Consider the following 23,743-nt stretch of genomic DNA (forward strand, 5'->3'; position numbering starts at 1 on the left):
TAGAATCAACCCGTTTTTCTCTCGGATGATCACCTCCATAGTTCAGTCAGGACTCGTCTGGAACGAGCCAAACCTATAAGAACAATGGATCACGCTGATGAAAAATAAAGGCTTCTCCAAAGGGCTTGCCAACTACGGCGATGCTGGCTTTTCCCGCTTCCTGCGCAGCGCTTTCATCAAGGGCGGGGGGTACTCCAGCGACGCTCTCTCCCGTCCCGTGATTGGTATCGTAAACACCGGTAGCTCCTATAACCCCTGCCACGGCAACATGACCCAGTTGATCGAAGCAGCCAAACGCGGGATCTTCATGGCGGGTGGTTTGCCGATGGAGTTTCCTACCATTTCTGTGGCGGAAAGCTTCTCCCAACCGACGAGCATGTACCTGCGAAATCTGATGTCCATGGACACCGAGGAAATGATCCTCGCTCAGCCGATGGACGCTGTCATTCTTATCGGCGGGTGTGACAAAACTGTCCCTGCGCAGATCATGGGAGCGGCTTCGGCAAACGTCCCTGCAATCGAACTGGTCACAGGTGCCATGCTGACCGGATCCCACCAGGGTGAGCGGGTGGGGGCCTGCACTGACTGCCGTCGTTACTGGGGCAAGTACCGCGCAGGGGAGATCAATGATGAGCAGATCGATGCAGTCAACGACCGCCTCGTAGCCAGCGTGGGTACATGCGCTGTGATGGGCACGGCCAGCACCATGGCGTGCATTACAGAAGCATTGGGCATTTCCGTACCCGGGTCTGCCTCACCACCCGCGGTGACTTCCGACCGCATGCGGATCGCAGAGTTGACCGGTACATGCGCCGTGCGAATGGCCAACGAAAACCTCACGCCTGACAAGATCCTCACAGGCAAATCTTTCGAAAATGCTTTGCGAGTGCTCCTGGCGATTGGCGGCTCAACCAACGGTATTGTTCACCTCACAGCCATGGCTGGCCGTATGGGCATCGATATCGATCTGGCGCGACTCGACGACATGGGGCGTGACACACCGGTATTGCTCGACCTGAAGCCTTCGGGCCAGCATTACATGGAAGACTTTCACCGCGCGGGCGGAATGGCGACCTTGCTCCGCGAGCTCAAACCTTTGCTTCACCTCGATGCCATGACGGTAACCGGCAGAACACTGGGTGAAGAGATTGAAAACGCTGCGCCTTCTTTCCCCCAGGACGTCGTGCGCACGATCAACAACCCTATTTATCCGCAAGGTGGTATCGCCGTACTGCGCGGTAATCTCTCTCCCGGTGGCGCGATCATCAAACAGTCGGCGGCCGATGCCCGGTTGATGGAGCATGAGGGCCGGGCAGTTGTATTCGAAGGCCTTGAGGATATGGCCGAACGCATTGACTCAGAGGATCTCGACGTTACCGCCGATGACATCCTGGTATTGAAAAACATTGGCCCCACCGCAGCTGCGATGCCGGAAGCGGGCTACATCCCCATTCCGAAAAAGCTCGGCAAGCTGGGTGTGAAAGATATTTTGCGGATGTCCGATGGCCGCATGAGCGGCACAGCGTTCGGAAGTATCGTATTGCATATCACCCCTGAAGCTGCGATCGGCGGGCCTTTGGCCTATGTCCAGAGTGGGGATCGAATTCGGCTGAGTCTGGCAGAGCGTAGCTTGATGCTCCTGGTTTCAGACGAAGAGTTGGCTGAACGTCGACTGCAAAAGCCGATGACTCGCCCAACCGCGCCACGTGGTTATAAAAAGCTGTTTCTCGACACCATCACTCAAGCAGACCAGGGCGTCGACTTCGACTTTCTGCGAGCGGAGCACTTTACCGACAAGGTACCCAAGCAACGCGATTGATCAATTGTCGGTTCAGGAATCATGCGGCTGCGCTTGTGCGTAGCCGTCCCGGGATATCACAAAAATAATCCTCCGGAGGATCATCATGACTAGTAATTCGCTAGACGGCACCCTTGACCCCGCAGCTCCTGCGACTCCCGCAACGACGCTCAGCGCTACCTTCCGCAAGGTAACGATGCGCTTTCTACCCTTGTTGTTTCTTTGCTACTTGGTCGCGTACCTGGATCGGGTGAACGTCTCGTTTGCCAAATTGCAAATGCTCAATGACCTCCACCTCAGCGAAGCGGTGTACGGCCTGGGCGCAGGGGTGTTCTTCATTGGTTACTTCCTGTTTGAAGTACCCAGCAACATGGCCCTGCATAAGGTGGGTGCAAGGCGCTGGATTGCACGCATCATGATCACGTGGGGGATTCTATCGGCAGCTATGGCTTACGTGGAATCCTCAACTGGCTTCTACGTGCTGCGCTTTCTCCTTGGTGTTGCTGAAGCTGGGTTTTATCCCGGTATCATCCTGTACCTCACCCAATGGTTCCCATCGTCACGTCGTGGACACGCGACGGCATTGTTCGTTGCAGGGAATCCCGCGTCGGGGATTATCGGAGGGCCGCTTTCTGGTTACATCATGGCGACCACGGGCGGCGCGTTGGGGCTATCCGCCTGGCAGTGGCTGTTCATTATTGAGGCCATACCGGCGATCCTGCTGGGCATTGTGGTGTTCTTCTACCTGGACGACTCGATCGCGAAGGCGAAGTGGTTGAATACCGAAGAAAAGACACTGCTCAACGATGCCCTGGCTGCAGACGCAAAGAATAAAACGCTCACAAGCTTTGCGTCTGTGTGGCGTAGCCCCCGCGTTTGGTTGATGTGCCTGATCTACTTCGGCATCTGCCTGGGGTCCAATACTTTCCAGTTCTGGCAGCCAACCATCATCAAAGGTTACGGCATCGATAACCCACTGTTCATCGGCTTGCTGTCATCGCTGCCCTACATGGTTGCATTGATCTCCATGCAGTTTGTTGGACGCAGTGCTGATCGCAGAAGAGAACGTCGGTGGCACGTCGCCGCGCCTCTTCTGGTTGCCGCTGTTGGATTCACGCTGTGCGTCCTGTTCAAGGCCAACATCATTCTCGCCATGCTGGGCCTGTGCATGGCAGCTGGCGGCGTCATCACCGCGATCGCCCATTTCTGGGGCCTTCCTACATCGTTCCTGGGCGGTAGTGCCGCAGCATTGGGTATCGCGATCATTAACTGCACCGGCAACCTCGGCAACTTTGTCAGCCCTGTAATCATGGGGTGGTTGATCAGCACCACAGGCTCCATGACCGCAGGGCTCTTCTTGTCCAGTGGCTGGCTAATCATTACGGCCTTTGTGTTGATCAAATTCGTCCCCGCCAAAGTTGTTAACCACTGATGTGTCCTGAAGCTCGACGCGGGTGACCGCGTCGACACCTAGCAACGCCTATTAGAGGCTATTGGCGACAGTCACACGGTCGCCTACTTCAACAGAGAGAGATCCGTATGGATTTGCATTTGCAGAACAAGGTCGCCCTGATCATGGGCGCTGGCGGCGGTTTAGGCAGTGCCATCGCCAAGACCTTCGCGCAAGAAGGCAGCAAAGTTGTCATTGCTGACATCAACCAGGAAGCGCTGGATGCTGCGCAAGCATCGCTGAAGGCGTTGGGTGCTGATGTCCTGCCGATTCTTTGGGATCTGAGCGACCTGAGTGTTATCGATAAGCACGTTTCGACCATCGAAGCTCATTTCGGTCAGGTCGATATCCTGGTCAACAATACCGGTGGTCCACCCCCAACGCCTGCCTATGGTCAGCCGGTTGAGCTTTGGCAGAAAAACTTCCAATTGATGGTGCTTTCCGTCATCGCGATCACCGACCGTGTTCTGCCTGGGATGCGCGAAGGCAAATGGGGCCGGATTATCACCAGCACGTCTTCGGGCGTTGTTGCACCGATTCCTAACCTGGGTATTTCAAACGCTCTGCGCCTGTCGCTGGTAGGTTGGTCGAAGACTCTGTCGCGCGAAGTTGCCCGTGATGGTGTGACTGTTAACGTCATTCTTCCGGGGCGTATCTCCACTGACCGAATCCGTTTTCTTGATGAAGCGAAAGCCAAGCGCGAGAACCGCTCTGTCGAAGAGGTTTCTGCTGAAAGTACGGGTTCGATTCCTGTCGGTCGCTATGGCCTTCCACAGGAATACGCCGACGTTGTGGCATTCCTCGCCAGCGGCAGGGCTTCGTACGTCACAGGCACAGTTCAGCGGGTTGATGGCGGTCTTCTCGCCAATATCTAACGAGAAATAGTACGAGGAGGGCGCTTGATGATCGATCAACAAACCGTCGACGTGCTGAGAGGTATATCGACTGCGACGCTGACCACGGTCCTGTTTAAAAAGGGTCTACGCAACGTTTGGCTGCGAGGAGCGCAGCCCATTCGGCCGGGGCAGCCACGTACGGTGGGGGCGGCATTCACATTGCGTTTTGTCCCCGCACGTGAAGATCTGGCGACGCCTGAATCATGGTCCTCGCCGCGTTCGACTCGGGCTGCAATCGAGGCTATGCCTAGCGGTTGCATTGCGGTTGTGGATGCAATGGGTGTGACGGATGCCGGCATTTTTGGCGACATCCTGTGCGCACGGATGGCAAAGCGAGGGGTCGCGGGGCTGGTGACAGACGGAGTCGTACGCGATGTGGACGGCGTACTCTCCACCGGCCTCGCTGTCTGGGGGAAGGGCACTGCAGCCCCGGCCTCAGTGGCCGGACTGACCTTTGTGAATTGGCAGGAGCCGGTCGCTTGCGGAGGTGTGGCTGTATTTCCGAATGACATCATCGTCGCCGACTCTGATGGTGCGGTAGTCATTCCCCAGGCGATGCTAATGGAGATCATTGAACTGGCGGCAGAGCAGGAGCGTCTCGAGACCTGGATTATGTCTCAGGTAAACGAGGGGGCGAGTTTGCCAGGCCTTTATCCGCCCAATGAAGAAAACAGACTGCGTTACGAAAAATCGAAAACGCAGCAATAGGCCCCAAGTAGGTAATGCGACTTTCAACGGGTTGCATTACCTGCCATTGAAGATCGGTTGCCACCATGCAAATGAACCCTAGAACGCTTGCTCCGTCGATGTCCTCGCTGCTGGCTATGGAATCGTGCGCCCGGCTGGGTAGCTTCACACGGGCGGCAGAGGAGCTTAGTCTTTCGCAAAGCGCAGTCAGTCGACAAATCCAGACGCTTGAGCAATTGCTCAGCGTTGCGCTGTTTGACCGTGTGGGGCGCCATGTTGAGTTGACCGATGCCGGGCGCACTTATGCGAAGGATTTGTCAGTTGCTCTCAATGCTATCAAAAGCGCGACGACCCGCCTGGTAAGATCCAGGCAACCCGAAACAGCACTTCACCTTGCAGTATTACCCACCTTCGGCAGCAAATGGCTGCTGCCACGGTTGTCTGATTTTTACCATCGACATCCCTCAATTCAGATCCATATTCACGCCAGAATTGGTGAAGTCGATCTGCAGCACTCGAAAATGGATGCCGCCATTTGTGTAGGGAACGGTCCATGGAATGAGGCAGATGCCTATCCTCTTTTTCCGGAGTTTCTGGTGCCGGTTGTCAGTGGTACGGTCGCATCTGACAAACCCATACTCTCGATCGATAACCTCAAGGAGGCTCGTCTGTTACGAGGTGCAGCCCGCCCTGAACTGTGGCTGGACTGGCTGAGCGCTCAAGGCGCCGACACAGGTCTGGTCAAATTGGGGCCGCAGTACGAGCTTACGTCTCATCTGTTGCAGGCTGTCAGTGCAGGCTTAGGCGTTGGGTTGGTCCCCAGATTTCTTATTGAAGACGAGCTGGCAAATGGGTCTTTGAAAATCCCTCTGGACGTTCCTGCCCTGTCCAGTGCCAGTTACTACCTGCTGGCTGCGGCTGGTAAATCCCAAGATGTTGCACTGGTTGCATTCAGAGAATGGTTATTGGGCCAATTGTGATATTGGCCCGAACCTATTTAAGCGTCCTGATAAGACCTCACAATTGCGGTGAAGAGGCGCACCCCTGTCGGAATAAGCGCATCGTTGAAGTCGTAGGTGGGGTGATGCAAGGGGCGGGAAGGTTGAGCACCATCGGCGCCCAACCAAAAATAGGCGCCAGGGCACGATTGGAGCATGTAAGCAAAGTCCTCCGAGGCCATTGAGGCTTTTGCGTCCCACAGCACATTCTCATCACCTAGAACCTGCACTGCGACCTCCCGCACGCGCCGGGCGCAAGCCGGATCATTTTGGGTGACCGGATAGCCTTCGCGATACTCAACAGTGCCCGAAGCGCCGAAAGCTACCGGTAACGTTTCGACCATGGCCGTGATCATTTTCTGGATACGGTTACGCACCGCTTGATCAAGACAACGCACTGTACCTTTGAGGGTCGCGGTGTGAGGAATGATGTTGTAGGCGCTGCCGGCTTCAATCACGGTGACGCTGAGTACGGCCGAATCCAGCGGCGATATCCGTCTCGACACAATGGTTTGCAGAGAGGACACAAGCTGGCTGGCAACGGTGATCGGGTCGATTCCTTTTTCCGGCATTGCCGCGTGTGCACCGGAACCCTGGATGAGAATTTCGAAGGTGTCCTGCGATGCCATCATCGCGCCCGGGTTCACGCTAACCGAACCTTGGGCGATACCTGGCCAGTTGTGCAACCCATAAACCGCCAACATCGGGAATCGCTCGAAAAGACCATCTTCAATCATCTTGCGTGCACCACCACCTGTTTCCTCGGCGGGCTGGAAGATGAAGTGAACGCAGCCAGTAAAATCATCGGATTCACAGAGATGCTTGGCGGTGGCGAGCAACATGGAGGTGTGGCCGTCGTGGCCACAAGCATGCATGCAGCCTTCATGGGTAGACGCGTAGGCATGATCACTTTTTTCCTGCATGGGCAGGGCATCCATATCGGCACGCAAACCAATTGCAGGCCCTGATCCTCGTTGGAGTGTCGCTACGAGTCCCGTCCCACCAAGCCCACGGGTCACGCTGAGGCCAAAGCTTTCCAGTAGCTGGGCGACTCTTTCGCTGGTACGGTGTTCCGCGTATGCAAGCTCTGGATGAGCGTGAAAATCGCGTCTCCAGGCAGAGGCTTCGGCTATAAGCGATGAAGTTGGCAGGTCGCGAAATGAAGGCATGTTGTTCCTCTCAAGGCCGTCGATATTAGTTAGCATTGACCCAGACAAAACGTGTCTCAAAGGCGTTCTCGGCTGGGCTGTATAGATGACAAGTACCGTGAATCAATAGGGGGCAGACGTGCGTAACGGAATTCCGAGCCTGGGTGCACTTCAGGCGTTTGAGGCTGCGGCACGGCACCAGAGTTTTGCGAAAGCGGCGGATGAATTGTCGCTTAGCTGCGGCGCCATCAGCCGAAGCATCCATGAACTGGAAACCTTGTTCGGGGTAACGCTCTTCCGACGAGAACGCCAGCGCGTAATACTTACCGACCCGGGTGCACGGTATGCGGCACGGGTTCGCATTCATCTTGAGCATCTGCGGCGCGATACCGTGGAGCTGGTGCGCCAAAGCCGGGAGATCAGTCTTGATATTGCGATTGGGGTCAGCTTCAGCGCCCAATGGTTGATACCTAAACTTAGCGGTTTCTACCGGCTGTACCCTTACATCCGCTTGCATCTGATGGGGCGCGATCAGCCCTACTTTTTCAACAACTCCAACTTTGATGCCGCCCTTTATTTCGGGCGCTCGCTGTGGCCGGGCATGCAAGGGCGTTGCTTGCTCAATGACGATGACTTGATGCTGGTATGTGCCCCAGGATTGATGGGAGGGAAGGGTGAACTCTCGCTCGATGAAATCGACCAATTGCCCAGAATCAGCCTGCGAGACATCCCCGACGCGTGGCATGACTGGTGCCTGACCGTAGGGCTTGCTCACTCGGAGGAAACTACTGTCCCCGACCATCGATTCGAGATGTACGTCATGGCCATTAACGCCGCACTCGAGTCGCTCGGTGTCGCCTTGCTTCCACGCTCGCTCATTTGGAGAGAACTTCAGCAGGGACGATTGATTCAAGCTCATCCGGTTACCCTTCCAAGTCCCGATTTCATTTATTGCGCCTATCCGGATCACACTGCACTTAACAAAGCCTTTCTGTTATTTGAGGCTTGGTTACTGGACACCGTGGCTGAATATCAGCAGGACGCAGCACAGAACCGCTTGCGCCGCTAATCCTCCAGGTGCACATCCATCAATCCTCGAAAGCCGAGCCAGGCTACATAGTCAGATCCAAGTTGCGACTTCACCTGGCGAGCCTCTTCGTCCGGTAGCGCGTGCACCGTTCCGGCAGCTTGGGCGAGGAGCTGGATCTGACAGCAGCGCTCCATAGCAATGAATCGGTAGGCTGCCGCTTCAACAGAGCTTCCAACGGTTAACAGGCCATGATTCAGCATGATCGCACTCTTGCTGGTGCCCAGCGCGCGGCCGATGCGCGTACCTTCATCTCCAGAGAGCACGACCACATCGCCCTGAAAAAGCACCTGATTCTCGAAATACGCACATGACTCCTGGTTTAGCGGTAGCAGGGGTTGACGCAGTGCCGAGAACGCCCGGCCATAGACCGAATGCGTATGTACTGCGGCAACGACGGATGGGCATGTACTGTGAATGCCACAGTGAATGGCCACCGCCGCCGCGTTGATTGGCCCGTCGCCTTCCACGACCTCGCCAGCTTCCGTAATGCGGATCAAATGTTCCGGACGGACTTTAGAAAAGTGAACCGCGTAGGGGTTCACCCAGAGATGATCGTGAAACTCTGGATCCCTGACGGTGATATGCCCGGCAATGCCCTCGGCAAGCCCCAGCTTCCCGAACACTCTGAAGGCCGCTGCAAGCGTTCGCTTACGGTGTTCTCGCTCCTGCTGATGACTTGCAAAAGCTTCGGGGATTGGCAGGGCGCCCCCGAGTGGTTTGGGAATGTACATGTCTGCTTGGTTGGTCATTTTGGTACCTAAGGGCAGTTGCGGCGCAACACGCCGCGTTTCTAATTGAAAATCAGCTTTTCAGGGGGGAGAGGTTCACGCGGCGCTGCGCTTCCAGGCACAGCACGAGGATGGCACTGAGCGTCATGAATCCTGCAACGACCAGCATCGCGAGGTTGTAGGAACCGGTAGCGTCTTTCACCGCGCCGATGAACCAGCCCACGAACATCCCTGATGCAACACCCACACTCGTGACCAAAGCAATGCCAGCAGCGGCGCCCCGGTCAGACAGGAGGCGAGACGGCAATTGCCAGAACGTACTGATGCTGCAGAAGCAACCGGTGGCGCCAATCGAAAAGGCAACCATCGTCTGGATGGGGGAACTCATGTACAAGGCGCTGGCAAGCGCCAAGGCGCTAATGATCATGGGGGCAGATACGAACGCGACACTGAACGGGCGTTTGCGTACGTAGCGGCCATAGAACGCCATCGCGATGATCGACGCCGTAAAGGGGATGGCCGTGATCTGGCCCACCTCAAAGATGCTGTATTTGACGTTGAAGCTCGCCTCAAACCCTTTGACGACTTGCGGGAGGAAGTACAGGAGGCTGATGATCGTTGCATTGATGCCAAAGTAGACCAGGCCAAGAGCCCAGATTTTTGGATTACGCAGAACCTCGGCGAGGGTTGAGCCTCCAGCCACAGGAACCTCTTTGCGCTCTAACTCCAGCGCCTGCTTGACTTCATCCTTTTCGGCGGGAGACAACCAGGTGCTTTTCTCGGGACTGTCTGGCAACAGTACAAAGACCACAATTCCCATGATGATCGCTGGCAGTGCTTCGAGCAGAATCATGCTACGCCAGCCGCTCATGCCGAACAGCGACACTTCCTGCATCACCCAAGTGGATATCGGTGCACCCAGCATGCCGGTAATCGGGATTGCCATGACGAACAGTGACATCAGCCAAACACGGTCACGGGTGGGTAACCACAGGGTCAGGAAATAAACGACACCGGGGAAAAAGCCTGCTTCTGCGGCGCCTAAAGCGAAACGTGCGACGTAGAGCCAGGTTGCATTCTGAATCAGGCAAGACGCGGCGCTGATCAATCCCCAGGTCACCATGATCCGCATCATCCACATGCGGGCGCCAAAGCGATGGAGACAAAGGTTGCTGGGCACTTCGAAGAGAATGTAACCCAGAAAGAACAGGCTCGTGCCGAGGCCGTATTGGGCCATGGTAATGCCGATTTCCTGGTTCATCGTCAGCGACGCATAACCGACGTTTGCTCTGTCCAGCTGATTGATGACGTACATCAACATCAGCATTGGAGCCAACCGCCAAACGATCTTTCTAGAGAGCTCGGGACTTAACCTCGCGGAGACGATGGGTGCGGTCATAGCAAGTTCTTCCTATAGTCAAGGTGGGTAACCAGACGAGCGCGATTCGAATCGAGGGTCATTTCAGCATCGGGTTACACGTGTCGCAAACCATGCTTTTTCAATGCTTGTTGAGCTTTTATGAACAACTGCTCTGGAATCCCATTTGTGGTGCGAAAAAGTCCGTTGCGCACAACCATGGGCCGTTATTTCGCCTGTTTTTATCGTAAAAAGACTCGGTGCTGGTCTGGGAAGTATCCGTAGGGGGGAAGTAGTTCGGCGAGTGGTAGTGCCGTTCGTGTCCGCAATGCTGTTCACTTAGGAAAATCTCGAGACGAACGAAAAAACCTGTGGCGAGGGAGCAAGCTCCCTCGCCACAGGTTCAGTGTTGCGTTTAAGTGAACAGCATCGACGTCGTGTCCGGGATTAGTTGACCGCTACATTCGTATGCTCATCGCGAAGGGCATGCTCGACGTTTTCCAGCAGTCCTCATCAACCCATTCCCTTTATTGAAATCAGGGAGCCACCTGCAAAACCGGGCGCATCAGAATTTCCTCGATTAGCACATTAGCTGGCTGTGCAAAGGCGTAGACCAGCGCCTGGGCAACGTCTTCTGACTTCAATGCATCCAACTGTTCGCGGCGATTTTGTAACGCCTCACTCACGTTCTCACCGAACTCGGTCCACACCGCTCCCGGTTCGATGACCGTGACCCGAATCCGATCCGGGCCCAGTTCTTTACGCAAGGCATCGTGGAACCCAATCACGGCGTATTTGGTCGCGCTGTAGACCGACCAGTTCTCGACGCCGTATCGACCCCCTACGCTTGAAACCGAACAGATCATTGCCCCAGGCCGCCCTCGCAGAAGGGGTATGGCTTCTTGAGTGCAATTGAGTACGCCATGGATGTTCACGTCGATCATGCTTTTCCAGTCAGCGGCGGTGCTCTGTTCGAATTTCGCGCTGACGCCGAGGCCGGCGTTGTTGAAAAGCAAATCGAGGCCGCCGAATCGCTCACTAATCGCAGCAAACAGGGCCTTGACCTCGGCCTGATCGGTCACGTCGGCTTGCATGACGGTAACCTTGTCGCCCAAGCGCTGAGCCAATGCCGCAAGACGTTCTGCTCGACGAGCGACCATGATCACATGCACGCCCTCATCCACCAGCAGTTTCACTGTGGCCGCTCCTATACCGCTGGAAGCGCCTGTAATCACAGCAATTTTTCCCGCAAGGTCTTGCATTTTCATTAGAGAACTTCCTAATCGAAGCGGCGAGCTTCGGCTGGTTGCCGGGCCGCAAGCATGGCGGTGGGTATGACCAAAACGGCCGATACGGTCCAAGTAATCGTGGAGTGTTTTAATGGTACACCGAGCTAGATGAGCTTCCGTTTAGCTTTATTGCACGATACGTTGAGTTATATTCAACGTTATAGGGGCTGCTATGACGGATACTCCGAGCGCCAACTTACAATAATCGACAATTCGCGCGCCGCTCATAGGAGGCCATCATGGAATCTCAATTTCTCGAAAGCTTTGTTGCGGTGATCGAGCACGGCTCAATCGCTGAAGCTGCCCGCCATTTGAATCTGACCGCTGCCGCCATAGGTCTCAGGATCCGCGCACTCGAAAGTGAATTCGGCACACCCTTACTGCACCGGGCGGGGCGCACTGTGGTGGCGACGGAAGCCGGCTACAGGGTTTTCAGTCGTGCCAATACGGTCCTTAGAGAGATCAACGATCTGCGAGAACTCGCCACCAGTCCTGGTATGACCGGCCAGCTACGGTTGGGGGCAACGTTCAGTGCGATCACCGGTTTGTTACCCCCTATCCTGGCTCGATTTACCCACTCCAACCCTCAAGCCAAAATATTCATCCAACCCGCGTTTTCCGGGGCTCTGTATCGCAGCGTGTGTGATGGTGATCTTGATGCCGCTGTCATGATTGAGCCGCAATTCGAGATCCCTAAAACGTGCCAGTGGCATACTTGGGTAGAGGAACCCTTGATTCTGCTGACACCCTCTTCAATGGAGGTAAACCATCCTCACGAAACGCTCGCGGTTGAACCTCTTATTCGATATGACCGAAATCTATGGGGGGGCAAGCACGCCGACAGCTACCTCCGTCAGGCGGGCATCCAGCCGGTTGAGCGTTATGAACTAGAGTCACTCAGCGCCATCAGCCTGTTCGTTAACGAAGGCCTGGGTGTTTCACTGGTGCCTGATTGGACAGGGCCCTGGCCTGAGGGGTTATCCCTCAACAAGTACTTGCTCCCTCTCGATGGCTTCAATCGTCGTGTCGGGTTGCTGTCGAGCAAGGCTTCCGTTCGCACAGGGCAAATAAATGCCCTGATCGAAACCGCCAAGTTGTGCTTGCCTCATCTCAGACCTGACGATGGCTCATTGATCAAGCGGTTTGCCCAAACCGGGCCAACACCGAGCTAGCCAGCCAGGCTCAGGCAATGTTCAGACGTCAGCTCGACGATCGTGACGGGCAAGGCGTTTTAGCAAATTGTCGACTTCAACACGCGCCTTCTCCGACATCGGTGCTGCAGGTTTGCGTTGTGCAGCGGACGTCAAGATTCCACGTTTCATCAACACGTACTTGCGAACGGCCAAGCCGACTCCTGGCTGTTGCTCATAACGAAGCAACGGCAGGTGGGCATCGAACAAGTCATGGGCTTCTTCAATCTGGCCCGCTTTAGTCATTCGCACCACATCGCAAAGCATATCGGGGAAGGCATATCCGGTATTTGCACCGTCGGCGCCGCGGGCAAGTTCGTACTCTAAAAACAAGCCGTTATTACCCACCATGATGGATATGTGACGCAGGGTGCCTTGCGCTTCGAAGTTGCGCAGAGTGGAAATTTTTTCGAGCCCCGGCCAATCTTCATGTTTGAGCATTACGCATGAAGGCAGCTCCGTAACAATGCGTCGAATGACGGTCGGTGACATCTGCACCGAGAAGGTCAGTGGATAGTCCTGCAATACGAAAGGGACGTCTCCACCAATGGCGTCCACAGCCTGATGGTAATAGTTGACGATTTGGTCATCGGTCCGCAGCGTGTTTGGCGGCGCGATCATTACCCCGGCAGCGCCGCGATCCATCACTTCGTGCGTCAGCGCGCGCATCGAAGCAAATCCTGGAGCAGACACACCGACAATTACGGGAAGCTTCTGGGCACGCTGGATAACCTGGCTGGCGATATCCAGCGATTCGGAGTATTCCAGTTTCGGCGCTTCGCCCAATTGGCCCAATACCGTCATGCCGGTCGAGCCGCACTCCAGGTAGAAATCGACCATCCGGTCTATCGAGGATTTATCGATGTCGCCGTTATCGAAAAAGGGCGTTGGGGCGATGGGATAGACGCCATTGGCATCGGCAGTAAGAGGCATGATCAACTCCAGATTCAGGGCCAGATGAACGGCTCGTGAGACACTCGCCTTCATGGTTCTGTGCGTCAGGGTAAGACGTGATAATCAGCGCGACAAACGCTGATTACTCATCAAATTCATGCGGTTTTGATATCAATTGAAGGTTGTCTTCTGCCGGACTGTCGGGAGAATACACCTGTCAAAAAATTCATTTTGCGGGGAACAGGGTGAAAGGCCGATGGCTTCAGGATGAGTTCAAGCCAGCACACAGTGTGTTGGCTGAACTCAATACTGGAGATTTTCCATGAACACCCTAAAGGCTTTTTTGATCGTGACGTTGATGAGTGCCTCTGTAGCCGCGATGGCAGAAGGCGGAGGCGACACCGTCATGGCCAGGATGGAGGCTGCACGAGCATCCGCTATGACAACGTCCCAACAGTCTGGGTCTGCAACTGCCGTTGCCACCAATCAGAAAGCATCACCTGACGATGCCGCCCGTTCGAATTGATCGTGCGCACGCCCATCAATGTTAAGAAATCATCCGCTGACCAACTTGGCTTGATTAAGCCAAGTTGGCCGCGAGACTGGCGATCTCAGACCGTGCGAACGCTCATCAGATCCATCCGACAGCCCGGTTCGGCGTCGCACACGGTGAGCGTCATATCATGCAGGCGTGCCACTGCAGCAACCATGCTCAGACCCAAACCATTGCCTGGAGTGTGGCGGCTCGATTCTGAGCGGTACAGCCGTCGAAATACCGCCTCGCGCTCGGCCGGTTCAATGCCTGGGCCGTTATCGCTGACTCGCAGACCGGGGCCCTCGGGCGCCACAATGACGGCCACTTGAATGCATCCGTTGTCCGGGGCGAATTTGACGGCGTTATCCAGCAGGTTGCAGGCAGCGTCGAACAATAACTGTGCGTCTCCGGAGCGCAGTGCTGGCGTATTGGCAGGTGTGAAACTGAGGGTGATACCGCGTTCCTCGGCAAGCGGTTCGAAAAACTCCGCCGCGTCAGCACCTATTTGATTGAGGTCTACTTCCGAGAAACTGCTGCGTCGGGCGCTGCCCTCGATTTCCGAAATTCGCAGCAGAGCCCGAAAGGTCTGCATCAGGCCGCGCGCTTCGGAAATCGCCGCGTCGATGGTTTCGGCGTACTCGTCTTCCCGCAGGCCTCTGCGCTGTGCGCGCTCAAGTCCTGCAATCAGTCGAGTCAACGGGGTGCGCAGGTCATGGGCGATATCGTCACAGACACCTTTGACTTCGCTCATCAGGCGCTCAAGTTCGTCCAGCATGCCGTTGACCACGTGTGCGATCCGGTCGATGTCATCGTGGTTGCCGCGTGTCGGCAGACGACCGCTGAGATCGCCCTCGATAATGCCTTTGATCGAAGTACTGAGCGTGTCCAGCCGACGCCGCGCCGAGTGGCCGAGGAGGACTGCACCGACCAGCCCCACCAACAGCAGCAGGCTGCCGCCGGAAATCATGGCATTGACCAACAGTTCGTCGAATTCGCGAATGTCGTGCATGTCCTGAGCGACGAGCAGGATTCTATTGTTGTCGAGTCGATGAACCATGAAACGTATCGGCCGATTACTGCCGTTGGGCGTCTCCCAGCGAAACTCCTCTGGCTTGTCGAAGGCCTGGAAGGGCGGCAGTATACGTATTGCACCGGCAATGAATTTGCCCTGTTCATCGAACAGGGTGTGAGGCAAGCGTGCTTCGACGTCCTGGATCTTGTGCCTGCGGATCTCTTCCTCCAGCAACACCGGCGTTTGCCGGCTGCGGTTGTCCACCTGGCGATGCAATGCCGCGTCTGCTTCGGACGTCAAGTAGACCGCGGTTTGCCAGTAGATGTAGCCAAATAGCGCCAGGAAGGAGCAACTAAACAGCGCCAAGAACATCAAGCCGGTGCGAAAGCTGATGGTGCGGGGAATTTCACTCAGGTGAACGGAGAACATAGCCTGCCCCACGGACGGTATGGATCATGGGTTCTTCGTCTTCGCCGTCAATCTTGCGACGCAGCCGGCCGATGTGAACTTCAATCACGTTGGTGCGTTCGTCGAAGCTGTAATTCCACACGGCTTCGAACAGCATGGTGCGAGTCACCACCTGATCGGCATTGCGCATGAGATGTTCGAGCAACGCATATTCGCGGGGCAGCAACTCGATGATGCGTTCGCCGCGACGCACGCTACGTTTGAGCAGGTCGACTTCCAGTTTGCCGACTTTCAGTCGGCTTTCACGGTCAGTGCCGGCCGGGACGCTGTGACGACGGCTCAAAGCGTCCAGTCGAGCGGTCAACTCGATGAACTCGAAGGGTTTGGTCAAGTAATCGTCGCCGCCGGCACGCAAGCCACGGACGCGTTCATCGAGCGCGCTCAACGCGCTGAGAATCAGCACAGGGGTGGCAATGTTGGCGGCGCGCAGGGCGGTGAGCACGCCCAGGCCGTCCACCGATCCGGGCAGCATGCGATCCAGAACGATCAGGTCGAAGTTGTCACTGAAGGCCTGTAGCAATCCTTCTCGACCGTTGTCGACGCAGGTCACGACAAAGCCATGATCCTGCAGGGCGGCTTCGATTTCGCTGGCAGTGGTGACGTCGTCCTCAATCACGAGTACATGGGGCATGGACGCGAAGTGCTCCCTGGAATTGATGGAAGTCGGAGAACTGGTGTGAACCCCGTAGCAGTTGCATAGTGTGCCAACGCGTAGTGAACATAAAGGTCGCGCCAACATGAAAAAAAGTTTAGCTGGCCACCCCGGAGGCGGTTTTGCGGATATTGGTAGTTGAAGACGATCAGCGAGCGGCGGCCTATCTGGTACGCGGTCTGAGTGAAAGCGGGCACATTGCCGATACGACCGAAGATGGCCGTGATGGATTGTCGATGGCGATCGAGGGCGCCTACGACGCGCTGATCGTTGACCGCCGCTTGCCGGGGATGGATGGCATTGCACTGGTGACGCAACTGCGTGAGCGCGGGCTGCGTACACCCATCCTGATGCTCAGTGCCCTGGCCTCGACGCAGCATCGGGTTGAAGGCCTGAAGGCCGGTTGTGACGACTACCTGGCAAAACCCTACGCGTTCGTTGAAGTCCTGGCGCGGCTAGACGCGCTGCTGCGCTCGGCGGCCCCGCATCCCCGTGACACCATGACCTTGCAAGCCGGCCCGCTGCGCTGGAACCGCACCTCGCGCACGGTCGTTCGTCAGGGCAAGACTATTGTCCTGCAGCAGCGAGAGTCGCTGATTCTTGAAAAACTCATGCGTCACTGCGGACAGGTGGTAACCCGCGACATGCTGCTGGAGAGCGCCTGGGATTATGCGTTCGATCCTAACGACAACGTCATCGATAAGCACATCTATCGCCTGCGTCGCAAACTCGACGAGGGGTTTCCCTGTTCGGTCATTCGCACCGTGCCGGGTGCTGGTTACCTTCTGGAAAACGACGAAGAGCCCGGGCCTTTCGACACCGAGAAGGCTCAGGACAGCGGAATAGACGCTTCTTAAAAAATTGTTTAAGCACAGAGGAGCTTGCTGACAGTCGCGGCTACTTAATCTTCGAGCCCTTCGTGGAGTATTCCATCAGGTTTCGGAGATCGTCAGCACATGGCTGCGGCACACACAGCGTCGTTCATTTCGCGGTATTTTTTGACCCGGTACGCGTCACGCTCACTGGCGGTCGCCCTATGGCTGGCCGTGGGCGGATGTTCTTTGGTGCCTGCCTATCAGCGACCCGAAATAGCTCTGGCGCCTGCCTGGGATGCTGCGCAGGGCGCGTCCATCAAACCCGCCAGCGGTGGCCCCTGGTGGGAAGAGTTTCACAGCGCAGAACTTAACGAGTTTATCGCTCGCGGGTTTAACCAGAATTACACCCTCAAGGCTGCGCTAAGCCGCATTGAAGAAGCGCGGTCCATCGCTCAAGTCACGGGCGCCACGCAGTATCCACAGTTGTCACTGGGGGGGGATTACCAGCGCGAGAACCATACCTCGACGCCCAAGACCGCCAATGCCTTCGCTGCCGCCAGCTATGAAGTTGATTTCTGGGGCAAGAACCGCGCGGCAGCAGACTCATCCAACGTATTAGCCAACGCCAGCGTGTTCGATGCGCAGACGTTGCGCATGACGTTGGGCGCCAACATTGCCATCACCTATTTCCAGGTGCTATCGCTGCAAGATCGTTTGAAGCTGGCAGAGTCGATTGCCGAAGATGCGAAGCAAGTGCTGGACCTGGTCGAGTACCAGGCCAGTCAGGGGGCGGTGTCTACACTGGAAGTCGCCCAGCAACGCAACACCTTGCAAACTTTCCAGGCCGCCACGCCGCCGCTACGTCAACAACGTGACATGGCGCTGTACCAATTGGCGGTGCTGGTCGGTGCGTCGCCGCAGGGCTTTAAACTGAAAGAATACGGCCTGAAAAATCTCACCGCTCCCAGTCCCGACAGCGGCTTGCCGATGGGACTGTTGCGTCAGCGGCCGGATATCCAGGCGGCAGAAGCGCGCCTGCAGTCGGCCAACTTCGATGTCGGTGTGGCACGCGCCGCGTACTTCCCGAGCCTGACCCTGGATTTACAAAAAGGCATCGACACCCTGACAGGCGGCGGGATCTGGAGCCTGGTCGGCACCCTGGCGCAACCGCTGTTTGCCGGTGGCCGGCTCGACGGCCAATTGCACTTCGATCAGGCGCATGTCAGGGAATTGGCGGACAGTTATCGTGAGTCGGTGATCGAAGCGTTGCAGGACGTGGAAACACAAATGAGTGCGACCCGCGAGCTCGATCAGGCGTTCTCGCTGAATGAAGCCGCCGTCATGTCGGCCCGCGAAGCCGCGAGGCTGGCCCAGGTGCGTTACCGCCTCGGTTCCACCGACTTTCAGACGCTGTTGATCGTGGAGCAAACCCAGTACCAAGCCGAAGACACGTTGCTGCAGGTTCGCTTGCAACACCTGCAAGCGGCGGTCGGCCTGTTCCGCGCACTGGGCGGTGACTTCGCCCCCAGCAACGTTGCCAATGCCACTTCTGGCGCCTCGGCGTCCCTCGCATCGTCTTCCTCTACTTTTCAGGCGTCCCGCCCATGACCCCGGACAATACCGCTTCGTTTTCTCGCCGCCTGCGCATCATCGCCGTACTCATTACGCTGATCGCGATTGCGCTGTTGCTTCATTACGTCTGGCCAGGTCGGGTGCAGGCTTCACCGGCAGTGTCGGCCGATGCCGCGGTTCCCGTGGTGATGCAAGCGGCGCAGCGCAAGGACCTGCCGATCTGGCTGGACGCGATTGGTAGCGTGCAGGCACTCAACACTGTGAATGTGCGGGTGCGGGTCGACGGCGAATTGCAGAAGGTGATGTTCACCGAAGGGCAGATGGTTATGGTCGGGGCGTCATTGGCGCAGGTCGACCCTCGGGTGTATCAAGCCCTGGTCGCTCAGGCACAGGCGTTGGTTGCCAAGGATCAGGCGCAGCTAGCGAACCTCAAGGTCAATTTGCAACGGGCAACCAATCTGGCTAATGCCAAGGCCGGCCCGACGCAGGACGTCGACACCTATCGCGCGCAACTCGCGGCGCAACAGGCCACGGTACAGGCCGATCAGGCCCAGCTGGACAACGCACGTCTGCAGCTGAGCTTCACCCACGTCACCGCTCCCCTTACCGGACGTACCGGGCAGCGACTGCTGGATGTCGGCTCCATCGCTCACGGCGCCGAGGCGACCGGATTGGTGACGATTACTCAGATGAATCCTATTTCCGTGGCGTTTGCTGTCTCTCAGGACGATCTTGCGCAAATCCTTGAAGAGAATGCTCGCCAGCCGTTGCAAGTCGTGGCGATGAGCCGTGACGGCAAGAAGCAGATCGCCAGTGGCACACTCAGTTTCATCGACAGCCAGGTGTCGGCGGCCAGTGGGCAGATCCAGCTCAAGGCGCAGTTCGACAATGATGACAGTCAGTTGTGGCCAGGCGAACTGGTCAGCGCCCGGGTATTGCTCAACACCCGGCTCGACGCCACGGTGGTTCCGGTAACGGCTGTGCAACAAGGACAGAAAGGGCCTTATGTGTATGTGGTGAATGCTGATCAGCGGGTTGAGCCCCGGCAGGTCGACGCTAGCGCAGTGGTTGCTGGCCAACAGTGGATTCGAGAAGGGCTGACGCCGGGGGAAACGGTGGTCGTTCAGGGGCAGTCACGAATCGCGCCGGGCACAAAGGTTTCGCCGGTCAAGGCTGACAGCCAAACTCAGGCAGCCGTTGCGATGGAGGCCAGCCGATGAACGCATTGGCAGGTTTGATACCACGTCGGGTCGGTCTTTGCCTGCTGGCGCTGGGGATTATGTTGTTGGGGACGGTCGCCTATTTTCAGCTGCCCGTCGCGGCGCTTCCAACGGTGGATTTTCCGACGATTCAAGTCACCGCCAAGTTGTCGGGCGCCAGCGCGGAGACGATGGCGACCTCGGTGGCAACGCCACTGGAGCGGGCATTTGCAGCCGTTCCGCAGGTTACTTCGATGACCTCCACCAGCGCGGCAGGTAAAAGTCAGATTGTGCTGCAGTTCGATCTGTCGCGAGACATCGACGGTGCCGCGCAGGATGTGCAAACAGCCATCAACACCGCCAGCGCCAACTTGCCGAAAACCATGACCAGCGCGCCGACCTTCAATAAGGTCAACCCGGCGGAGGGCACAGTGCTGTCGCTGGCGCTGACGTCACCGGTTCGCACATTGCATGAGCTGGACCTTTACGCCGATAACTATCTGGCACAGCGTCTGTCGCAAATGCCGGGGGTCGGGCTGGTGGATTTCCATGGTGAGCAGAAGCCGGCAGTGCGCATTCAGATCGATCCCGATGCCTTGGCCGCTCGCGGCCTGACCCTGGAAGATGTGCGCAGTGTAATCGGCAACAACACTCTGGATCAGCCCAAGGGCGGCCTGGATGGTCAGGATCGATCGATCACGCTGGGGGCTACCGACCAGTTGCTCGACCCCAAGGATTACCGCGAACAGGTGATTGCTTACAAGAATGGAGTGCCGATCAAACTCGGTGATCTAGGCAAGGTCATCGACGGTGCCGAAGACACGCAGCAATCAGCCGCGCTTGGCAAGGAACCGACGATCATCGTCGACATCCATAAGCAGCCCGGTTTCAACGTGTTGTCGACCACGCAGAATATCGTCGATACGCTTCCATCCTTGACCGCATCGCTGCCCAAGGACGTCCAGGTCCATGTCATTGGCGACCGGACCCAAACTATCGAGGCGTCGGTCAACGACGTGCAATTCACGCTCTTGCTGTCCATTGCCCTCGTGGTTGTTGTGATCTTCGTGTTTCTGCGCAAGGCCACCGCAACGCTTATTCCTGCGATGACCATTCCGCTTTCGCTGGTGGCGACCTTCGCCGTGATGTACCTGTTGGGATATAGCCTGGACAACCTGTCGATCATGGGGCTGGCGATCGCGGTCGGGTTCGTGGTCGATGACGCGATCGTCGTGATGGAAAACATCGTCCGTCATTTGGAGATGGGCAAATCACGCTTGCAGGCCGCCATTGATGGCTTGCGAGAGGTGGGATTCACCATCATCTCGATGACCCTTTCCTTGATCGCTGTGTTCTTGCCGATCCTGTTGATGGGCGGCATCGTTGGGCGCCTGATGCGCGAATTTGCAGTGACCGTCAGCGTGGCGATTGTGATGTCCTGCATCGTATCCCTGACCATGACACCGATGCTCTGTGCGTGGTTGCTCAATCATGACGATGGCGTCAAACCCGGTCGCTTTGCACACGCTTGCGAAAACGCGTTTACCCGCATTCAAAACGGCTATCGTCGCAGCCTGGATTGGGTCCTGGCTCATCAACGCATGACCCTGACCATCGCGTTGGCTACCTTCGTCGCGACAGCAGCGCTTTACATCTACATCCCTAAAGGCTTTTTTCCGCAGCAGGACACGGGCTTGATTCAGGGCATTGCCGAAGCGGCGTCGGACATTTCGCCCAAGGCGATGAATGCTCAGGTCGCGCGGCTGGTGGACGTCGTAGGCCAGGACCCGGATATCGCCAAGGTGTATTCGTGGGTCGGACCGAGCCCGACCATCAGCCAGGGGCGAGTCATCATCAATCTCAAGCCGTTCAGCGAACGTACGGCCTCCGCACAGCAGGTGATCGCCCGACTGCAGCCCAAGCTCAATCAGGTGTCGGGCATCCGTTTGTTCCTTCAGGCCAACCAGGATATCCAGGTCGGTGGCCGCCCCAGCAAGACGCAATACCAGTACACCTTGCAAGACCCGAACAGCGTCGAGCTGGATCACTGGAGCGGTGTGTTGCTGGACAAACTCAAAACACTGCCGCAACTGCAGCACGTCACCTCCGACCAGCAGCAGGCTTCCACTCAGGCGACACTGATCATTGACCGACCCACCGCGGCACGGATGGGGGTTTCCGTGCAGGCCATCGACGATGTGCTGTATGACGCCTTTGGTCAGCGGCAGGTGGCGACGATGTTCACCCAACTCGATCAGAATCACGTCATCCTTGAGGTCGATCCGCGCTGGCAGCTGTCGATCCAGACCTTAAACCATCTTTATGTCCGGTCCACTTCAGCCGCCATGGTGCCGCTGAGCCTGTTGGCCGACATCAAGAACGAACTGATGCCCATCGTCATCAACCATCAAGGCGTATTCCCGGCGATCACCCTCTCGTTTGACCTCGCGCCAGGGCATGCCTTGAGCGAGGCGGTGGATGCGATCCAGCAAACGTCGCTGGCGATCGGCATGCCGGACAGCGTGCAGGGTAGTTTCCAGGGTACGGCTCAAGCGTTTCAGGACTCACTCAAGTCTCAACCGTGGTTGATTCTGGCGGCGATCCTCACCGTCTATATCGTGCTCGGCGTGCTGTATGAAAGTGCCATTCACCCATTGACCATCATCTCGACGCTGCCGTCAGCAGGTTTTGGCGCATTGCTTGCCTTGATTCTCTGCCGACAGGATTTGTCGGTGCTTGGGATGATCGGCATTATCTTGCTGATCGGCATCGTCAAGAAAAACGCGATCATGATCGTCGACTTCACATTAGAAGCCGAGCAGCGCGGGTTGGCCCCCGTGGATGCTGTCCGCGAGGGTTGCCTGCTGCGGCTCAGGCCAATCCTCATGACTTCACTGGCAGCCTTGCTCGGTGCCATACCCCTGGCATTCGGCCAAGGTGCCGGCTCGGAGTTGCGTCAGCCGCTGGGGATCGCCATCGTGGGTGGTTTGGTTGTTTCGCAGATTCTGACGTTATATACAACGCCAGTGGTCTATCTCTGGTTCAACCGTCTGCGCAAACGACGTCCAGATGTTGCGGCACAACTGGTCGGCGGCTGAATGCGTAAAGCTGGATCTGCCAAAGACCGATGTTAGTCAGTAAACCACTACATCTTCATGCCGCGGGTGATGGGGTTGTTTGCGGGCTGGCTCGGCCAAGCTTAGATGGCAGGTACAACAAATGAAACCTGACCTGACCGACCAAGAACGCCGCGGCTTTCTCATCACCAGTACATTGCTTGGTGTTGCGGGCGACCTGTGAGCCGCTGCGCCCATCGCCGGATTAGTCAGCACACCCTTAACAGAGAGCTCCGGGGGGCCATGAACGCCGAACTGATTATGTACAATGGACGCATTCACACCATCGTTCGCGACAATCCCAACGCCACCGCTGTGGAAATCAGGATGTAGTGATCCTGACGCTGTTTTTCATCACCCAGAAATGATGCGGATCCGCCATCGCACAATGGATGGTGCACTGCATTCCCTAAAGTTCATCAGTGTCCATGTCCGGCACGTTAATCTAGAGATATAGCCTGACAGCGAGACTAATGACAGGCGCACTTATAGGGCGTGTCGTGATCTGCGCACTGAGTTATGGCTTGAGATCTCTCGTGCCCTCAATCACCTGCGGCCATAACCAACAGGATCTTCAATTGAGTACCTATCGAGGTTTCCCTTTAGTAAGCACCGATACCCGAAACAGTTAACAAGCTTGCGAATTGGTGTGGTATTTGCTTTTAAACTTGCAAATGAATGTCGCAAGTGGGGAAGTAGATGTCGCTGTCAAGCAATTCGATGCAGCTATCCTCTAGCGAAAAGCACTGGTTACCGTGGTTCGGCAAGACTGGGAAAATTCGGATGCGCTGGGCTTGCGGGCGAAATCAGTCGGCTTATCCAGTGATAGAACAAACGTTTGAAGCCATC

19 protein-coding genes are annotated in these 23,743 nt (G+C 56.7%); 12 read left to right on the forward strand and 7 right to left on the reverse strand.

Translation table 11 applies throughout. The annotated features are described in order from the left end of the window. Positions 1-97: 97 nt before the first annotated feature. The 5 genes from ACRC4F_RS14980 (at position 98) to ACRC4F_RS15000 (ending at position 5,811) form a co-directional block, all read left to right on the forward strand. The gene (locus ACRC4F_RS14980) at positions 98-1,819 is read left to right on the forward strand and encodes an IlvD/Edd family dehydratase (RefSeq protein ID WP_438660012.1); all 1,722 of its coding nucleotides are present in this window, start codon (positions 98-100) and stop codon (positions 1,817-1,819) included. Positions 1,820-1,901: 82 nt separating this feature from the next. Beyond that, the gene (locus tag ACRC4F_RS14985) at positions 1,902-3,230 is read left to right on the forward strand and encodes an MFS transporter (RefSeq protein ID WP_438660135.1); all 1,329 of its coding nucleotides are present in this window, start codon (positions 1,902-1,904) and stop codon (positions 3,228-3,230) included. Between the two features lie 107 nt (positions 3,231-3,337). Further along, complete coding sequence (locus ACRC4F_RS14990; protein WP_201119943.1) at positions 3,338-4,123, forward strand: SDR family oxidoreductase; 786 nt, start codon at positions 3,338-3,340, stop codon at positions 4,121-4,123. 27 nt (positions 4,124-4,150) lie between these two features. Next, positions 4,151-4,852 (forward strand): ribonuclease activity regulator RraA, encoded by a 702-nt coding sequence (locus ACRC4F_RS14995; RefSeq protein WP_438660013.1) that lies wholly within the window; start codon positions 4,151-4,153, stop codon positions 4,850-4,852. 65 nt (positions 4,853-4,917) lie between these two features. Beyond that, positions 4,918-5,811, forward strand: a complete 894-nt coding sequence (locus ACRC4F_RS15000; RefSeq protein ID WP_438660014.1) for a LysR substrate-binding domain-containing protein — start codon at positions 4,918-4,920, stop codon at positions 5,809-5,811. Between the two features lie 17 nt (positions 5,812-5,828). Here ACRC4F_RS15000 and ACRC4F_RS15005 read toward each other — a convergent pair whose 3' ends face one another. Then, positions 5,829-6,998 (reverse strand): M20 aminoacylase family protein, encoded by a 1,170-nt coding sequence (locus ACRC4F_RS15005; RefSeq protein WP_438660015.1) that lies wholly within the window; start codon positions 6,996-6,998, stop codon positions 5,829-5,831. A gap of 118 nt (positions 6,999-7,116) precedes the next feature. On the opposite strand from ACRC4F_RS15005, the gene ACRC4F_RS15010 reads away from it, so the two are divergent. Next, entirely contained in the window at positions 7,117-8,046 is a 930-nt protein-coding gene (locus ACRC4F_RS15010) for a LysR substrate-binding domain-containing protein (RefSeq protein ID WP_438660016.1), read from the forward strand. Here the strand turns inward: ACRC4F_RS15010 and ACRC4F_RS15015 are convergent. The 3 genes from ACRC4F_RS15015 to ACRC4F_RS15025 all read right to left on the reverse strand — a co-directional run bounded on the left by ACRC4F_RS15015 (position 8,043) and on the right by ACRC4F_RS15025 (position 11,420). Next, positions 8,043-8,816: a class II aldolase/adducin family protein gene (locus ACRC4F_RS15015; RefSeq protein WP_438660017.1), complete on the reverse strand. Its 774-nt coding sequence runs from the start codon at positions 8,814-8,816 to the stop codon at positions 8,043-8,045. The genes ACRC4F_RS15010 and ACRC4F_RS15015 overlap by 4 nt on opposite strands. A gap of 52 nt (positions 8,817-8,868) precedes the next feature. After that, positions 8,869-10,194, reverse strand: coding sequence for an MFS transporter (locus tag ACRC4F_RS15020; RefSeq protein ID WP_438660018.1), 1,326 nt, complete (start codon positions 10,192-10,194; stop codon positions 8,869-8,871). 494 nt (positions 10,195-10,688) lie between these two features. Beyond that, positions 10,689-11,420, reverse strand: a complete 732-nt coding sequence (locus tag ACRC4F_RS15025; protein WP_438660019.1) for an SDR family oxidoreductase — start codon at positions 11,418-11,420, stop codon at positions 10,689-10,691. A gap of 260 nt (positions 11,421-11,680) precedes the next feature. On the opposite strand from ACRC4F_RS15025, the gene ACRC4F_RS15030 reads away from it, so the two are divergent. Then, positions 11,681-12,613, forward strand: a complete 933-nt coding sequence (locus tag ACRC4F_RS15030) for a LysR substrate-binding domain-containing protein (protein WP_438660020.1) — start codon at positions 11,681-11,683, stop codon at positions 12,611-12,613. A gap of 21 nt (positions 12,614-12,634) precedes the next feature. Here the strand turns inward: ACRC4F_RS15030 and ACRC4F_RS15035 are convergent, their stop codons facing one another. Then, complete coding sequence (locus tag ACRC4F_RS15035; protein ID WP_438660021.1) at positions 12,635-13,564, reverse strand: dihydrodipicolinate synthase family protein; 930 nt, start codon at positions 13,562-13,564, stop codon at positions 12,635-12,637. Between the two features lie 283 nt (positions 13,565-13,847). On the opposite strand from ACRC4F_RS15035, the gene ACRC4F_RS15040 reads away from it, so the two are divergent. Continuing rightward, complete coding sequence (locus ACRC4F_RS15040; protein WP_438660022.1) at positions 13,848-14,051, forward strand: co-regulatory protein PtrA N-terminal domain-containing protein; 204 nt, start codon at positions 13,848-13,850, stop codon at positions 14,049-14,051. A gap of 85 nt (positions 14,052-14,136) precedes the next feature. Here the strand turns inward: ACRC4F_RS15040 and ACRC4F_RS15045 are convergent, their stop codons facing one another. Both ACRC4F_RS15045 and ACRC4F_RS15050 read right to left on the reverse strand, forming a co-directional pair. After that, on the reverse strand, positions 14,137-15,501 hold the full coding sequence (locus ACRC4F_RS15045; RefSeq protein ID WP_438660023.1) for a sensor histidine kinase: 1,365 nt from the start codon (positions 15,499-15,501) through the stop codon (positions 14,137-14,139). Then, on the reverse strand, positions 15,479-16,171 hold the full coding sequence (locus ACRC4F_RS15050) for a response regulator transcription factor (RefSeq protein ID WP_438660024.1): 693 nt from the start codon (positions 16,169-16,171) through the stop codon (positions 15,479-15,481). The genes ACRC4F_RS15045 and ACRC4F_RS15050 overlap by 23 nt, the downstream gene beginning before the upstream one ends. A gap of 143 nt (positions 16,172-16,314) precedes the next feature. Between ACRC4F_RS15050 and ACRC4F_RS15055 the strand changes: the two genes are divergently transcribed. The 4 genes from ACRC4F_RS15055 to ACRC4F_RS15070 all read left to right on the forward strand — a co-directional run bounded on the left by ACRC4F_RS15055 (position 16,315) and on the right by ACRC4F_RS15070 (position 22,876). Next, positions 16,315-17,049 (forward strand): response regulator transcription factor, encoded by a 735-nt coding sequence (locus tag ACRC4F_RS15055; RefSeq protein WP_438660025.1) that lies wholly within the window; start codon positions 16,315-16,317, stop codon positions 17,047-17,049. 189 nt (positions 17,050-17,238) lie between these two features. Continuing rightward, entirely contained in the window at positions 17,239-18,615 is a 1,377-nt protein-coding gene (locus ACRC4F_RS15060; protein ID WP_438660136.1) for an efflux transporter outer membrane subunit, read from the forward strand. Then, positions 18,612-19,799: an efflux RND transporter periplasmic adaptor subunit gene (locus ACRC4F_RS15065; protein WP_438660026.1), complete on the forward strand. Its 1,188-nt coding sequence runs from the start codon at positions 18,612-18,614 to the stop codon at positions 19,797-19,799. The genes ACRC4F_RS15060 and ACRC4F_RS15065 overlap by 4 nt, the downstream gene beginning before the upstream one ends. Continuing rightward, positions 19,796-22,876, forward strand: coding sequence for an efflux RND transporter permease subunit (locus ACRC4F_RS15070; RefSeq protein WP_438660027.1), 3,081 nt, complete (start codon positions 19,796-19,798; stop codon positions 22,874-22,876). The genes ACRC4F_RS15065 and ACRC4F_RS15070 overlap by 4 nt, the downstream gene beginning before the upstream one ends. Positions 22,877-23,743: the final 867 nt, after the last annotated feature.

This window comes from Pseudomonas sp. (assembly GCF_051660785.1).
Lineage (GTDB): Bacteria > Pseudomonadota > Gammaproteobacteria > Pseudomonadales > Pseudomonadaceae > Aquipseudomonas.